At 33.3% G+C, this 15,245-nt stretch carries 14 protein-coding genes and 1 pseudogene; 7 read left to right on the top strand and 8 right to left on the bottom strand.

Features of this window, described 5'->3' with window-relative positions; translation table 11 throughout:
- Positions 1-318: 318 nt before the first annotated feature.
- Positions 319-423: pseudogene (locus tag DBR39_RS24570) on the bottom strand (HU family DNA-binding protein); the annotation flags it as partial.
- Positions 424-564: 141 nt separating this feature from the next.
- Between DBR39_RS24570 and DBR39_RS01415 the strand changes: the two are divergent.
- The 3 genes from DBR39_RS01415 to DBR39_RS01405 all read left to right on the top strand — a co-directional run bounded on the left by DBR39_RS01415 (position 565) and on the right by DBR39_RS01405 (position 3,404).
- Positions 565-900: a hypothetical protein gene (locus tag DBR39_RS01415; RefSeq protein WP_124530532.1), complete on the top strand. Its 336-nt coding sequence runs from the start codon at positions 565-567 to the stop codon at positions 898-900.
- Positions 901-1,374: 474 nt separating this feature from the next.
- Positions 1,375-2,064 (top strand): hypothetical protein, encoded by a 690-nt coding sequence (locus DBR39_RS01410; RefSeq protein ID WP_124530531.1) that lies wholly within the window; start codon positions 1,375-1,377, stop codon positions 2,062-2,064.
- A gap of 290 nt (positions 2,065-2,354) precedes the next feature.
- On the top strand, positions 2,355-3,404 hold the full coding sequence (locus DBR39_RS01405) for a hypothetical protein (RefSeq protein WP_124530530.1): 1,050 nt from the start codon (positions 2,355-2,357) through the stop codon (positions 3,402-3,404).
- A 567-nt stretch (positions 3,405-3,971) separates the two neighbouring features.
- On the opposite strand, the gene DBR39_RS01400 is transcribed toward DBR39_RS01405, so the two are convergent.
- Positions 3,972-4,538: a TetR-like C-terminal domain-containing protein gene (locus tag DBR39_RS01400; protein ID WP_124530529.1), complete on the bottom strand. Its 567-nt coding sequence runs from the start codon at positions 4,536-4,538 to the stop codon at positions 3,972-3,974.
- Between the two features lie 204 nt (positions 4,539-4,742).
- Here DBR39_RS01400 and DBR39_RS01395 point away from each other — a divergent pair, with 204 nt between their 5' ends.
- Positions 4,743-5,147 (top strand): DUF2147 domain-containing protein, encoded by a 405-nt coding sequence (locus tag DBR39_RS01395; protein WP_124530528.1) that lies wholly within the window; start codon positions 4,743-4,745, stop codon positions 5,145-5,147.
- 50 nt (positions 5,148-5,197) lie between these two features.
- The gene (locus tag DBR39_RS01390) at positions 5,198-5,836 is read left to right on the top strand and encodes a porin family protein (protein WP_124530527.1); all 639 of its coding nucleotides are present in this window, start codon (positions 5,198-5,200) and stop codon (positions 5,834-5,836) included.
- A 304-nt stretch (positions 5,837-6,140) separates the two neighbouring features.
- Here DBR39_RS01390 and DBR39_RS01385 read toward each other — a convergent pair whose 3' ends face one another.
- The 3 genes from DBR39_RS01385 to DBR39_RS01375 form a co-directional block, all read right to left on the bottom strand.
- Positions 6,141-7,223 carry a hypothetical protein gene (locus DBR39_RS01385; RefSeq protein WP_124530526.1) on the bottom strand — a complete coding sequence of 361 codons (1,083 nt, stop codon included), beginning with the start codon at positions 7,221-7,223 and terminating at the stop codon, positions 6,141-6,143.
- 181 nt (positions 7,224-7,404) lie between these two features.
- Complete coding sequence (locus tag DBR39_RS01380; RefSeq protein WP_228447739.1) at positions 7,405-8,142, bottom strand: sterol desaturase family protein; 738 nt, start codon at positions 8,140-8,142, stop codon at positions 7,405-7,407.
- Positions 8,143-8,584: 442 nt separating this feature from the next.
- Complete coding sequence (locus DBR39_RS01375; RefSeq protein ID WP_148089911.1) at positions 8,585-10,150, bottom strand: hypothetical protein; 1,566 nt, start codon at positions 10,148-10,150, stop codon at positions 8,585-8,587.
- A gap of 1,043 nt (positions 10,151-11,193) precedes the next feature.
- On the opposite strand from DBR39_RS01375, the gene DBR39_RS01370 reads away from it, so the two are divergent.
- Both DBR39_RS01370 and DBR39_RS01365 read left to right on the top strand, forming a co-directional pair.
- Complete coding sequence (locus DBR39_RS01370) at positions 11,194-12,339, top strand: hypothetical protein (RefSeq protein WP_124530523.1); 1,146 nt, start codon at positions 11,194-11,196, stop codon at positions 12,337-12,339.
- Between the two features lie 297 nt (positions 12,340-12,636).
- Complete coding sequence (locus DBR39_RS01365) at positions 12,637-12,984, top strand: helix-turn-helix domain-containing protein (RefSeq protein WP_124530522.1); 348 nt, start codon at positions 12,637-12,639, stop codon at positions 12,982-12,984.
- Between the two features lie 121 nt (positions 12,985-13,105).
- Here the strand turns inward: DBR39_RS01365 and DBR39_RS01360 are convergent, their stop codons facing one another.
- The 3 genes from DBR39_RS01360 to DBR39_RS01350 form a co-directional block, all read right to left on the bottom strand.
- The gene (locus DBR39_RS01360; protein WP_124530521.1) at positions 13,106-13,540 is read right to left on the bottom strand and encodes a transposase; all 435 of its coding nucleotides are present in this window, start codon (positions 13,538-13,540) and stop codon (positions 13,106-13,108) included.
- A 217-nt stretch (positions 13,541-13,757) separates the two neighbouring features.
- Positions 13,758-14,390, bottom strand: a complete 633-nt coding sequence (locus DBR39_RS01355) for a hypothetical protein (protein WP_124530520.1) — start codon at positions 14,388-14,390, stop codon at positions 13,758-13,760.
- 102 nt (positions 14,391-14,492) lie between these two features.
- Positions 14,493-15,245: a hypothetical protein gene (locus tag DBR39_RS01350; protein ID WP_124530519.1), complete on the bottom strand. Its 753-nt coding sequence runs from the start codon at positions 15,243-15,245 to the stop codon at positions 14,493-14,495.

The raw sequence follows: 15,245 nt of genomic DNA, 5'->3' as shown, positions 1-15,245 counted from the left end.
TCGAGTCCCGTCCGGATCGCTTGAATGAAAAAAGTCGCCAATTTGGCGACTTTTTTTGTTTATAACTATTTGATAAACAAATCTATATCTGCTTATAAACGGGTTCAATAAATCCAAAATAAAATTATGGTTTTTTGAGGCAATTGTTAAAAACTACAGGATTTCTTTCATAAAATACAAATAATCAAATAGTTACGAAGTATTCCAAATGTTATGTATAATTGGGGATATTTTTTGATTACTGCTCTGCTCTTCTTTAATTTGAAAACAAAAAAACGCCCAAATTATATAGGGAGTCAATATCTATAGTAGAAGCAGTTACTTATTTACTTGAGATTTAAGTACTTTACCAGCTTTGAAGCTCATCATATTTATAGCTTTAATTTGAATTGGCTCTCCGGTTCTTGGATTAATTCCCTTTTTGGAAGCTCTCTTTTACTCTAAAAGTTCCGAATCCTTGGATCCTTACTTCTTTACTTCTTTACCTTTAACAATAGAAGACCTAAAGCTGATTCACAGCTTTACCAAAACATTTATAAAATTAAAATCTACTAAACTAAGGATATGGTTAACATTTTTATAGTTGGTATTTCTATAGGTCTGGAAAGATGTTTATTTGAAATTAATAAAACTTTTAATCGTCAAATGTCAAATAAAATATTCACTTTCTTAAAGAATATATTCAATCTAATAATTATTATAATATTATTAATTTTAGTAATAATATCTGTAACCGTCTTAATTATTGTTCAGAAAGATCTTTCTAATGACTATCTTGATTTAAGTATTGTCTATGATGGTTGTAACATAAATATAAAAGAAGACGGGTTGTATGACATTGTATTAGATATGACAATTAAAAGTAAACCAATATATAGTATCAAGCTTTCCGATAAATAAAGGCTACAGCTAATTTCGAAGAACCATCAATATTTAAAACAAATGAAAACAGCAATTATCGTTAGGGAAAGAGAAAAGAATTAAATTTGAAGAAATCGAAACTTTTGAAATATACAAAACAAGCAGATTTGGAAATACTAAATTGAATAAAGTTGATATCTATTCACTAAGTGCGAATATCAGAAGTGAACGAATAATACTTATATCAAAAATAAAAGACAAAAAACCAAACGCTTAGTGGAAAAGAGACAAGAAAACCATCTCAATTCCATTTCAGTATAATATTTTCAAGTTAATAGAAAACAATGTGAAGAAATAATGAACGAATAATAAGGATTTTGCGTCAGGCGGACTGACACGCAAAATTTAACTGTATTTTTTCAATTAAACATTAGTAATAAATTTAGCTTTTGTGCTTCGATTCTCCCTCGAATATAAAATGAAGTATTGATTGCAATTAAAAAAAACAGAAGTATGAAAGACGAACTAATAAGCAGGCACTCATTTTTTGATTATCTGTACAAAAGAGAAAACGACTTAATTCATTTAGGCGATTTTGGGAATTTTAGACTTTTAACAGAACAATCGAATGACGGATATTCTATTGCAGAAGTAAAAGAAGACCTGCTTCAGTATTATGATTTTCTGATGGAGCCCGATATTCCGTTTGCTAGAGAATTTCTTTCCAGCCATAGCGACAAAGTTCTTTTGTTCATACACGACAATAAGATTGCTTTGGCCGACTACGATAATTACAGGATTATTTCCAGTTCTATCGAAGAATTATTGGGTATTGATTATCAAATCAATTTCATTATTTCTCAGGGATATCACTTCCAAATACTTAACAAGGCCCAAAATATTGCAGATATTATTTCTGATAACCATTTTATAGAAGTGAATGATGCAGGATATTATGAATTCAGTGATTATTTGCAGCTTTTAGAAGATGTTTTTGTACTGAATAAAAATTCAGGAGAAAGTATTGCTATCAATGGACAAGAAATAAGAGAAGAAAACGATTTACGCTATCAATTTGACCTAAATACAGGGCAACGTGATTTCAGTTTCAGCTTCCTGGAGTCTGACGAACCGAATAGGATTTATAGTGATGATGGATTTATGAACTCTATTTTTTTGAAAAATCTGAATGAAATTTTTTAAAAAATAAAAGGCGAGTATTTTTTCATAATTGTAGAAACACAGAAAAGTGTTGAGTACAGACAGTACATTGCTTATGTGAACCAAGCAGAATATCGAAATTTAATCAAGCATAATTTCAGTATTAAACAATAAAAAATAAACTGTCGCCAACAAGGTTTCTATTTTATGCAAGTTGAATTCAATAGCAGTTTTTCAATTGGATTTTATACAAAACTGAACATTTGTGCTTCGATTCTTTACCCAAACGCAAAGCCCAAAATCGCAAAGCAATATAAACAAACAATACGAGAATGAAAAAAGTAGATGAAATAGTGAAATATCATATTGCCTATAATGAACAAGGTATTCTTGACTTTTGTTTGATTCAGGAAGGCCTTGTAACAGTTAAAAAGCAGCAACAAGAGGACTTAGCTGTTTTGGAACTGAATGGGATTGAATTACTGAAATTTCATTTTCAAAGTCTGGTCAAACCGTTGGCCAATCATATTGTAGTTAGTGATGTTGATAATACTGTGTATGTATATCAATATGGTAAATTATTGAAGTCAATACACGGTTATAGTTTATCGGAGATTCCTTACTCTCAAACTGAGGTAGTGCTGTCTCAGAGAATTTCCAGAGGTGTTTATAAAAAGTCAGTTTATAACATTGTTGAAGATGAAATTAAAGAAGCAGCCATTTCTGATTTTAGACATGGAGATAATTCGTTTTTCATCAATTATGAGGCATCTTTAATAAAATCCTTTTCCCTTATTCACAACAAAATTGAGTGGGAGCTCGATATCAGTGATTCGTTGCAGAAAGAAGACGATCGAATCATAAGGGTTATTGGTGTTTTTGAGAAAATTCTATGGATAAGTTCTACAAAAGCATTGTGGGCAATAGATACTGTTACAGGAAGCCTTCATTATGAGATTAGAAATCCCCATATTATTCAATATCAAAGTGGTCGATTTGATTATTTCAGAGGTCAGGATGCTCAACTTGATGTTGACAGAGGCTTGCTTTATGGTTTTGAGCATGAGACTTATTATGAATTAGACCTTCAAACATGTACTTTGACATATTGGGTATATACTGTAGAGTGTAAAGCAATAACTGCTTTTGCACCTCACCTCTATAAAAAATCTTACAAGGAAGATCTAATCTATTATCTGGACAATATCTATGGGACGGTTGCTGTTTTCAATAGGCATGATAAAGCGTTTGAATGGCATTATGCTTTTCCGGAAGGTTCCTGTAATGGTATCCTCAATGACATCCAAGTATTCAACAACAAGCTCTATGTACTTGATAACGGTGGCACCCTCCATATTTTTGAAAAGGATACAACAGGATAAGAATCTTTTTGTAAAAGTGAAAAAATCAATAACTGTAGTACGGTACAGACAGCCCTGACCTGTACGGATATATCAAGAAACCATACCTCTTGAGAATTCTGGTTCAAATAATTTTGGACGATAGGGTATCTATGGGAAGAATTGGTATTTTTCCTAAAATTATTCTTTATAATACTTCTAACCCTCCTTTCTACAAAAGGATGAGAAGCTTTTATTTCTTTTGATTCCAATCCTCTGAGAATTCGAGGACTTCCATATCTACCACATTCCAATGATAGAAACTGCTTCTGCTTAATTTTAATACTTCACACATCTTCCCGACAGGAAATACTTTAGCGTATCCTTAATAAATTTATATCTTATCTGTCTCTTTTGGAGAAGATGTTCATCGCCTTTTTTAAGATGTCACGTTCAAGCTTTGTTTCTTCAAGTTTCTTGCGAAGTCTCAGCAGTTCTTCTATTATAGTAAAGAATATAGTAATTGTATCCTAACAAAAGTAGCAATTCCAATTTAATAATAGAATTCATAATTGGGACATTAATATCTATAATTAATCAATAAAACAATTAAATTTTACCCGCAAACAAAATATTGATATTATTTACAAACAGGGTTATTGTCTTGGCAACAGATTCTACAGGTTCTCTAAAATCGTTTTTTATCCAGTCGTTAATTAAGGCTATGGTGCCACTCTCATTAAAAAGATAGACTTTTTCAGCCAGTTCTAAATCTGTTTTAGACATCCTGTTATACGTCACTGTATTGTACTGTTTTTCTTTGACCAGCTGTAGAGCCTTGAGAAGGATATTACGCATACTTCCTTCTGAAAATATTAGTTTACTTGCTTTCGCGTTCCGTTCCAGTGTTCTGCAGGCCACAAGTATAATATTTTCGACATTTTCCAAATTTTCAATGGCTATTGCCAGCTCTTCAAACATCTCGTTTTCTATCACGTTCAATATTTCATAAGGACCATTGTAATGGCTGTAGAAAGTATTCCTGTTGACGTCTGCAAGTCTACATAGCTCTGCAACAGAAATCTGATTGATAGATTTTTCTTTTAACAAATCCAGTAATGCTTCCCGTAATACGAGTTTGGTAAACTTTACCCTCCTGTCTTCTTTTGTTCTCATTTTAAACAATTTTTAAGATTACTGCATTATAACTAACATTTTTTCGCTCATATGTTCATTAAATATCAAATTGAAAAATGTCTGCCCAAAACGTCACGAGTGACGGCATTTAATTTGACAGGTGTAGATTAAAAGCTGACTGTATAAAAATAAACATACTGTTCAATAAATATAAAAATTAAAAACATACTTTGATCACAAACAATGAAAGAAATTAAAAATTATCTCAGAAAAATAACAGCAGGAATAATTCTCTCTACACTATGCTCCTTTCAATCTTTTACTAAAGATATACAGGGTATTTGGCTGACAAGAAATGGTGACGCTAAAATCCAGATTTACCAAACGAGTGATAAGACTTATCTGGGAAAGCTGGTATGGACGAAGGACAAAAGCGAAAAGGCTCAAAAACTGCATGGGATCTCTATACTTACAAATGTCATAAAGATTGAAGACGAGAAGTATGAGGGTAAGGTATATGATCCCGAAAAGAACCAGACGTACAGCTGTACCATTACTCTCAACAAAAACAATGTCATGGAGCTAAGAGGATATATAGGTATCTCACTATTGGGCAGGACTGAACGTTGGACACGAATTCAAAATTAATCTTCCATAATAGAAAAATCATTATAAAATAACATAAAACCAAAACTAGAATGAAAAAAACAGTATTAATTCTCGCATCGGTATTAATCACATCTGTAGCCACAGCACAAAAAATATCAATAGAGCCCGAACTGGGCCTTAATTTTTCTAACATTAAAACAAAGTTTGCAAACAGTTCTTCCGAGTCAGAAGATAGTAAAATAGGTTTCCGTGGAGGGCTTGGTATTAAATTCTTGACGAATAGTGGTTTGTATCTAAAGTCAGGTCTTTACTATTCCGGCAAAGGTGCTCAAAATTCCAGCAGTGCATTGGGCGATTTTAAAACGCATCTGAATTACCTGGAACTTCCGGTCAATATAGGATACCACTACAATATCAATGGCGGTCAGTATGGGGCCATTTTCGCAGAAGCTGGTCCATATATTGGATATGCCGTAGGTGGGAAAATAAAAGGAACCAATATTCCGCTTGTTGGTACCAGTGAAACCAAAATAGATTTTGGAGACGGGGCGTCCCAGCTTAAAGCATTTGATTGGGGCTTCAACTTTGGAGCAGGGTATCAAACCCCTTGGGGGATCTACATAAAGGGAGGGTACGGTCTGGGTCTGGGCAATATGTCCAACATTAACAATGTAAGCGCTACTAATAAACTATTCAATCTGTCATTGGGCTACAGCTATACCTTTTAACCGAATTATAACCATTACTTGATTTAAAGTGTGCAAAACCTTACCGTTTTGTACACTTTTTCTTTTAATGAACTTGTCGATGCTAATGATAAAACTAGCTATATAAATAGTGGAAATTGAAGATTTTATAGAAAAGAATTATATCAGATGTTTCACTGTTATGATGAAAAGCTTACCGATTTTGCTGAGAAAGATGATGATATCCGTGTCTCGTATTTAGAGGTAAAGTAATCTTGATAATAATACACAAAAAGCTTTTGCATTAATTGCAAAAGCTTTATAACATAATGGCACAAAGCCAATTTTAATTGAGCTTGGTAAGTTTTAGCCAGCTATTTTGTCTTAGAATAGCATCAGGTTGTAAAATTACATTACCATTATTACCAAATTGCAAGGTAATTGTACCTGCAGCAGTGACATTTAAAAAACCCTTTAGTGTAAGTACTAGCTGTGAAACGCCATCACCACCTCCTATAAAATCATAACTGAAAAAATCATGCAGAGTCATATCAATATCAGTTTCATCCGTATTACTGTTACCATTATTTGGAGCCAGCCAATAGCCACTGCCCTGCATTGTCCCAGAGTTTAAAAGTAGTTTGACTTTTATGTCATTGAGTCCCCCGGATGTATAAATCAGAAAGGTTTCTAAAGAATACTTTCCGATAGGTACATTGATGCTTAGCTGTGAATTAGTATAATTGGTGTCATCACCCGTAGGTTTATCAGTAGTTGCTACACTCACCAGTTCTGTTCCCACAGGGAAGTTTACTGTGACAATATCACCATTAGCATTTACGCCAATTGGCTGGCCGGGACTTGGTGCAGTAGCATTATTGATTTGGGAGAGCCTTAACCCTGAGGCAGATGCTGTTCCGGAATTGATTTCCACGGTATTATTTGGAGTCGCAGTCCCGAAACCTGTACGATTGTTGGAAGCATCTACGGAAAGGGTAGTTCCATCTATAGAGAATGCATTAGTGGCAGAGCCTGTAAATGCCAGAGTATTTGCACTCATCGTTACAGCTCTGTTCCCGGTTAGTGTGCCATCAGCTGTATAAATATTTTTGCCGATAGAGTTCCACTTTGTACCATCATGATAATAGTAGCCGGGTGTATTGATATCTTGTGTATCGCCTAATGGTGTTCCGTTAATTGTGGTGACATATATAATAGTACCATTTTGACTTGTACCATATGCGCTGTTTTTGATGGTGAGCTCTGCCAAAGTAATTCTGGGAGCAATAATTCCATCCGTTATTGATGGTGAAGAAGGATTTCCTGTAACATCAAGAGTTGCAAGCGGAGTAGCTGTGTTAATACCAACTTGAGAATAAATAGGTAAAGAGAACAGCACATGAATAAAGAAGATTAGATTTTTTTTCATAGCTAACAAATTTTTACATGGAGTTAATGATTTATTTGAATATTAAGTAGAGGATTGTGAGGATGTTTATAATGAAAAATTAATTTTAACAAGTTGATTGTTAGGTTTTATGTATAGCTTTCTGGTAGCTGATCAATAGAATTAGGCAGTAGAAAGCGTAAATATAGTTTACTGCTCAAGCTCAGGACACAAATCTTTTCTTCTGAATTTCGTCATATATTTGAGTATAGTAGGGGTTTTCAGTATGCATTATCCGATCCCAAAATCTAAAGTACAATCCATAGTTTCCTTTAAATTTACTGTGATGCAGATTGTGATATACAGAAGAGTTCAGAATATTGAATAAGAAAGATTTTCTGAACCTTTTAGGTGCAATTTCATATCCCAAATGTCCATAAACATTGATGATAAATGAAGAAATAAGAAAACTATAAACAGCAATAGGATGGAGAGGGATAACAAATAACAATAAAGGTATAATCAAGCCTTCGCCTACTGCTTCCAAAATATGAAAAGAATAAGAAGCAAAAGGGCTGGGATTTTTAGACTTGTGGTGTACGATATGTACATATCTGAAAATTCTTTTATCATGCAGCAGGCGGTGCAGCCAATAGAAATAGGTATCATGTATCAATAGACCTACCGGTACGCTTGCGAGCAGCCATGTTAAGCCATAATCATCGATATTGTAATATAGTTTAGTATAATTAACAATCAAGGTGTCTGTAATCCAAAAAACAATAAATGACATGATCAGGGAAGACACCAGAGAATTATATATTTCTCTTTGGATAACTTTATTCAGGACTGCCTCATTTTGTATTTTGGCAGAGGCTAAAGATTTTCTATAAATTATATAACATAAAATATAAAAAATACCAGATATCATCAGATATTCAGCGACTGATACCGAACTCATTAGTAAATATTTTTCTATTTCAATCATATTCTTAGTATTTGTGGAGATAATTCATGAAGAGTAAATATCCTGCTGAATAGTTATGAACTTGAATATCAATCTAAACTTATAACAAGCAGCAGGATTATATAAAATTTGTGTTTTCCTGAAACCTTCAGAAGCTCTTTGAGCTTCTGAAGGGAATTGAGAAACGAACCAACATTTTGCAATTATTTTACCCAATATTGTACTATTTCTATCTTCATAATTTCCAGATCTCATATTAATTTTATGAGGTCTCCAGTTTGCCCAGTATTTTATTGCTATTGATTGTTTAAGAAATCTAATCTGGTACATTGAAATATAGTAAGAACCTGTTTACATTGTGTTAGTTAAAATTCGTGTTTGATAATCAGTGTTTTATGAAATAATGATCATAATAAATTTATCCAATAGTTTTAAATTAGTACGTGACATTTGCCGGACTATTCTGCGGAGAAGAAACAGAACCTCCTAATGTATTATAGTATCCATAACCGGCGCCGTATACTTTAGAACCTCCCTGAGGAGCTGTAGGACCTGTGATAATAAGGGAAGACTGAGCGCTTATATCCAATCCTGTATAGCTGGTGGTTATTGGGACAATCGTACTTAAAGCCATTTTAGTAAATTGATAATGTACATTATTATCACCTACTCCTAGAACACTAACACCATTAGGAGCTCCTGCTGAATAGACATTGCTATTGGTTGCAACTATAGAGGCGTTAGTATCTATTGCTAAATCAATAATTTTTTCTGTCCCATCTGTCAGCTTTCCTGGAATCACCAATTCAGTAGGCAGTATATTAGATGTAGTATTGCTTAATCCTAAAGCACCACTGGAATTCGCTCCAAATCCAAACAGTCGGTCTTTGCTGGTCAAAACAAGACCTTGTAAACCATCAATCACACAACGTACTATTTTTTCGCCGGCTGATAGATTGAAATTGGCAGTAACGTCTGTTGGTGTAGTTACATCTCCATTTAATACACCCGAAGCCAAATTTTTGTATCCAGAATTACTAGCTCCCCAAACATATAATTTCCCATCGGAAGTTACCGCTACTCCCTGCCCATAGATTCCATTTCCATCAAAATCAACAACCGTTACACCTGTACTGGTTTTAAGATTTTTAAAAAATGGCATAACAGTGAATTGAGATGTGTTTCCGGAGTTTGCAGATAAGCCTGTTCTAGTATTATTATTTAATCCAGCAGAATACAGCAGTCCATCTTGCCCCAGCATAAAAGTATGAGAGTTATAAAAAGTTTTAACTCTAGCTGCCAATACACCCGCTGGCAGTACTACTTTTGTTGGTAATGATATCACATTGTACGGGTATGCACCACCTACCAGTAAAAACTGATCAAAACCATTTCTAGAATAGCCGTTTTCACCCCAAGCCCAAAGTTCCCCGTTTTTTAATACTGCCAGTCCATTCATAGAACCTGCTGTAATATCAACAGCTGGCTTTGCCAGAATAATTGTAGGAGGATATGCACCATCAGGCTTAGCAAGTGAACGATTAACAGAAAGTCCCATTCCATATACAAAATTATCTTCTCTACCAATGTATAGATTGTTCCAGTAGTCACCTGTGGCCACTTTTATAGCTGTTATAGGATTTCCTGAATTTCCGCCTGCCAGAATCTGGTTAATGATATTGGAAACTCCTGCTTTGTCTAATAAGCAATCAGACCAAGTGGTTGCATTTTTCAGACGCAGACATTTGTTATAATTATCATATACTACAGTAGCCTCTACTGCGGTAGTCCCCATAGGAGTTACCGTTTTGGAGTTTATAGTACTGCCTCCACTTACTATAGGCAATACCATACCCATTTGTTTGGTAGCAGCTAAAGTACTGTCCCCATTCTGCATATGGAAAATCCCTTGCGGATTGGGTGTATTAATTCCGACTTGGGCATTAGTGGTTACAAAAAGAGCATTGCTTAATACAACGAGCAATGCTTTAATAATGAACATTTTTTTTTTCATCTTAAAAAATATATAAAAAGTTTAATAATTGTGTTTTTATAGTCTGAATAATAATTCCGTCAAAAGTGTCATCTTAGTTTATTATAAATCATGCTATTATTTTGTCAAAGTTGTTATTTTTTTGAAAGAAAAACGAGTTGATTTTTAATATAAAAGATAAAAGTTTAAAAAGATATAATAAGTTGATTTATAGCTGTTAAAAGAGAAAAATTTCCGTTATAATAAACTAATGTAACTGTTGGATATGTTTTTTATTCCGAAGATTGAATATTTTGTCTGCTGACTATTCACTAATTCTTAAATGCTCATATTTTTAATTGAAAAATATTACAAATGAATGATAGGGATCTAAAATTTAAGAAAAAGCTTATAAAAGTATGTAGTTGATACTTATCTATGCAAACACATTATATTTTAGCTTTTTTTTCTATTTATTTGGCAGTGAATATCTGGCACCTATTTATATAATTGCTTTATTTCTTACAATTTATCCGGGATCATATAGTAAAGTGGATCATACCATATTACAAATAATAAATTTAGGCCCTAGTATATTTGAATGTACACATTGTAGCTTCAAGTATAGTATTAAATTTTACAGTTTATCACTTGTAAACTGAATGATGGATCAAATAATATTTCAGAATTTTTTACCAATTGGTACACTTAAGTATATTGAAGGCTTTATTTCATTTTTTATTCAAAAATCTTCACTTAAAATTAATTACTGAAGGAAGGAGAACAAAATATTTAATATTAAGAGTAAATATTTTGTTCTGGATTTTATTTTTTTCCATTCAATAGAAATTTATCTTTTTTACTGATTGATTATCAATATCTTAAATAATGTTAAAATTTTATTTTCTACATTAAATAACACTATGCCTTTTCATAGTAAAAATCTCAACTTTGATAAAAATAAGTCCCTGAAAGTTATGGTTTATCTCGGTATTCAGATTTTCAGATAAATTCTAAGAAATTATTATTGACCTATTTTGACAGAATGAAAACAACCTTAAAACTTTATTACGATGAAACAGATTTTTACCCTAATGACTCTTGTAATAGGAACTCTATATTACAGTCAGGTTGGAATTAACACATCAAATCCACAAGGCACTTTTAATGTGGACGGAGCGAAAGATAATGCTACAAGTGGTACTCCTACCATAACACAACAAAGCAATGATTTTGTTATAACATCAGCTGGCAGTGTAGGAATTGGAACTACTGTACCTGATACCTCTTCATTTCTGGATATTACTTCTACTGATAAGGGGATTTTGATCCCCAGAGTAAACCTAACTTCATCCACCATGGATTTGGATGGGGTTGGATTACAGCCAACAGGTCTATTTGTATTCAATGCCGGCTCTACTTTGCCTGCCGGTTTCTACTTTTGGAATGGAACTGAATGGAGAATTGTAAATAATTCTACGTCTTTGCCGGGAACCATTGCTTCTTTGCAATGCTCTTCCGCTTATACCAATCCTCAGGCTTTTACTATTTCCACGGCATATACAGGCAGTCTTCACATTCCTTATACTGGCGGTAACGGAGGCGCATATAGTACGTCATCCTTTATAGATGCAGGAAGTGGTTTAAATTTTACATTACAAGCTGATAACCTTAAAGTGGGTTCTGGAGAAATTGTATATGACATAACGGGTACACCTACTTTCAGTTCTCCTACTACCAAATCTATTCCTATCAGCTTTTTAGGAAAAAGTTGCAACGTAGTAATAGGGAACGTAGTCTCCTCCATGAACTTTACCAAGGGTACCACTACTATTGATACGAATACCCTTACAAACTCTGTAATTACATTCGGCAGTCTTTCATTGAGGTACACAGGTAGCAACCCTACCAATAATGTTGGAGAAATAGAGTTTAAAACGTCTCAGGCAACAGAATATTCTCTTAAATACTACCTATATGGAAATGGTGGCGCCAGCGACTTTGGAGATGTAAAAGTAAGTAATATAACGGCCAATACCTGGACTCAGTTTACTACGGGAAGTAATGTAAGTCCTGATCATAATGATTTGCTTACAGGGATTATTGTTCTCCAAAATCTGAAGGAAGTATATAGGATAACAGTCAATACAAATAGTAATACATCTACTACACCTAATACGGCTGCACAAATAACTTTCTTTATTGAAAAATTGAATTAATAATTGAATAATAATACAATCAGAAAAATAGACTTTATATGATATGCATGAATGTATATATAGTATAAATATTTAGGCATATTGCTTCTTTCATAAAACACAACGATTCTAATCTTACAAAGGATGAAAAATTAAAATTGCTGCAGAACCCTCATTCTGTGGCAATTTTAAAAAAGAGCAGAACAATCATATTACCAAGAACAATCAAAACCCGAAATAGTAAGGATTTTAGAAGATTGCATTTTGAAAATCAGTAAAATATAGATTACATATAAAAACACTTAATACATTATATAAATGGAAACAAAAATTTTAAAAACAGAAAAGAATCTACCAGATTACGTAAAAATATATTCGGATATGATGACCTTAAAGTATCCGGAAAAAATAAAAGACTGTAGTCATTTTCTTTCTAAAAAAAAATTATCCTCTTTGGAAGTAATAAAGCTGAATGAAATAATTTTTGGCAGGCAGTCTACAGAGAAAAATATGATTAAGGGGAAGCACCGCTCTTATGATAAAGAAACAATTATGTCTATATTGAATCACCAGAAAGAATATAGCCTTAACAACAGTGAATTATCCAGACACTATAAAATGAGCCGTAATACCATAAAAAAATGGAAGGATTTATTTAATTTTTAGAATTATTTGCAGTATAGGTTTTGAAAAAAGAAAATTGCTATGACTACTTTGTCATAGCAATTTTCTTTTTCGCTCAAATTTTAAAATAATCTCCGAGCTTGATAATAAGACTCGCAGAAAGTTAGATTTCATGATTATATTTATTGATCCATTTATAGAGCGTTGTCTTAGGGATTTTGTATTCATTAATCACCTGCTGCTTTGTTTTGACCCCGGTATTAACAAGTTCCAATATAAAATTAATAACTTCCATGGTGTACAGGTTTTTCCGGAACTGTGGTAAAGATGTCTTTTGGACTGGTTGAATGATATTGGACCGAGCCTTTCCTGGAGGGGAATACAATATAAGATGTTGCGAATATATTCTGAAAAAATCATATTCCAGAAGCTTCGACCATTTCAACAACGTGTTCGTATCCAAACTTTCTGCTTCATACATTTTTACAACTTCTTCCTCGCTACATTTGAAAAAATTGCAGGTTCTTTCTATTTCTATACCACATTCATCCATTCTTTGGCGAATAATCATTCCTATGGATATGTCTTTTAAATTCATAACGGTTAGATTTTTTATCTCAGTTTCTATTAAAAGGTTTCATTAGTTTAGGAAATAATCTTTATTTAGAATGGTTACCCTGATTTTTTGGATAACCATTCTTTTTACTGATTATTATAGCTTAAGTTTAGATAGTAATTTTTCAAATATTATCTGAAAAATTGATAGAAAAATATAAGAAATCATTTAATAAGTAATTTTCACTGAAATGTTTTTATTAATATTCACTAATTATTGTTATCCATCGAAGACCATCACTTACCATATAAATACGCATATTTTGATACGTATTAGAAAGCTGATAACCTTGATCACTAGGAGCTGCATAAGTATCAGATGGTCCTTCATACCAACGATTTACTATTGGGTAATTAAAATAAATGAGACCAGATCCTACGCCCGCATAATATGCATCATTGATAATGCGTAATATTCTACCTCTATTGGCAGTTGGATCTGGTAAAATGAAATTTCTACGTGTCGTTTCCAGGAAAGGACTTGTTCCGCTTTTAGTTGCAGCTACCAAAGCGCTGATACTGATAGGCCTTATTATAATAAAAGAATCGTCAGGACCCACTGTATATGGAGTGGCACTGCTTAAGGCAGTGGTTATAATTTTAACACCTACAGTATTACTATCGAAGTTTACTTTAGTGGCCGGCATCCATTTCAAAGCGGTATTGTTCCAGTACCAGTGCCCTTCACTGGTTACCGTTGCATTAGCTGAGTTATTATCTGTACAATAAACTATCATTCCATCCTGATTGGCGCTTACAGATAATGCTTCTATTTGAGCTCCTGTATAGCGGGGAACCAATACACCACTTGTTGTAGAGGTAACATCTAACATCGCTTTGGGGTTGGCAGTTCCGACACCTATTTGGCTAAATCCTCTGATTGTAAGTAAAATAAATAATAATAAACTTAATTTTTTCATTGTTTCTGTTTTTAATTAGCTTTCAGGACCGAAAACGATCCAACGTACACCGTCACTTATAACTTCCATTTTACTGCCGGTTGAATCATTCAATTGATAAGTATGCTTATATTGTAAATTAGAATTAAAAATACCTCCTCCGGCAGAATTTGGATTATTGTAATAAGTATAGGCACCTTCTAATTTATGCCCATAGATAGGATAGTTGGTATAATAATTTACTGCAGAGGCAGAGCTATGAATGCCTGCCTGAACGTCATCGAAAATAAGGGTAAGCATTCTGCCTTTAGAAGTATGAGGATCCGGTAAAATTATATTTGCCTGTGATGAATTAATAAAATCTGGGGAAGTTAAACCAGTGGTAGGATCAGATAAGTTGGCTGTGGAAGAAGTATATCTGAAAAAGATAATATCATCGTTAGGTGCCACTGTATAAGGCGGGTTGGTTGTGTCACTACTCGTATTATGTATTCCTGTTACGATGGTTGTGTTTCTCGTCACACTCCCAATAGTATTACATGTAGATTGCCATATTGTATTGATCGTATCATAAAAATAAAAACAATTGTACGTGGTATTATACACTACCATTCCATCTTGTGCACTCGTTACGGTAAGTCCCAGCATTGCAGTATTGTTCATTCTGGGAATCAAGACTCCTTTTGTAGTAGAAACAACATCTAACGCGGCATTTGGAGAAGCTGTATTAATACCTACTTGGCTATAGGCTAATCCTGTAATAAATAAGAATAAAATATTTTTTTTCAT

This window comes from Chryseobacterium sp. KBW03 (assembly GCF_003852415.1).
Lineage (GTDB): Bacteria > Bacteroidota > Bacteroidia > Flavobacteriales > Weeksellaceae > Chryseobacterium > Chryseobacterium viscerum.
The sequence above is the reverse complement of the archived record's forward strand: the minus strand, read 5'-3'. Positions and strand labels throughout refer to the sequence as shown.

Coding starts and splice junctions, on each gene's coding strand:
- DBR39_RS01375 (WP_148089911.1), bottom strand. CDS start 10,150: ATGTTCATTATTAAAGCATTGCTCGTTGTATTAAGCAATGCTCTTTTT.
- DBR39_RS01395 (WP_124530528.1), top strand. CDS start 4,743: ATGAAAGAAATTAAAAATTATCTCAGAAAAATAACAGCAGGAATAATT.
- DBR39_RS01400 (WP_124530529.1), bottom strand. CDS start 4,538: ATGAGAACAAAAGAAGACAGGAGGGTAAAGTTTACCAAACTCGTATTA.
- DBR39_RS01365 (WP_124530522.1), top strand. CDS start 12,637: ATGGAAACAAAAATTTTAAAAACAGAAAAGAATCTACCAGATTACGTA.
- DBR39_RS01410 (WP_124530531.1), top strand. CDS start 1,375: ATGAAAGACGAACTAATAAGCAGGCACTCATTTTTTGATTATCTGTAC.
- DBR39_RS01380 (WP_228447739.1), bottom strand. CDS start 8,142: ATGAGTTCGGTATCAGTCGCTGAATATCTGATGATATCTGGTATTTTT.
- DBR39_RS01360 (WP_124530521.1), bottom strand. CDS start 13,540: ATGAATTTAAAAGACATATCCATAGGAATGATTATTCGCCAAAGAATG.
- DBR39_RS01405 (WP_124530530.1), top strand. CDS start 2,355: ATGAAAAAAGTAGATGAAATAGTGAAATATCATATTGCCTATAATGAA.
- DBR39_RS01355 (WP_124530520.1), bottom strand. CDS start 14,390: ATGTTAGATGTTACCTCTACAACAAGTGGTGTATTGGTTCCCCGCTAT.
- DBR39_RS01415 (WP_124530532.1), top strand. CDS start 565: ATGGTTAACATTTTTATAGTTGGTATTTCTATAGGTCTGGAAAGATGT.
- DBR39_RS01385 (WP_124530526.1), bottom strand. CDS start 7,223: ATGAAAAAAAATCTAATCTTCTTTATTCATGTGCTGTTCTCTTTACCT.
- DBR39_RS01370 (WP_124530523.1), top strand. CDS start 11,194: ATGAAACAGATTTTTACCCTAATGACTCTTGTAATAGGAACTCTATAT.
- DBR39_RS01350 (WP_124530519.1), bottom strand. CDS start 15,245: ATGAAAAAAAATATTTTATTCTTATTTATTACAGGATTAGCCTATAGC.
- DBR39_RS01390 (WP_124530527.1), top strand. CDS start 5,198: ATGAAAAAAACAGTATTAATTCTCGCATCGGTATTAATCACATCTGTA.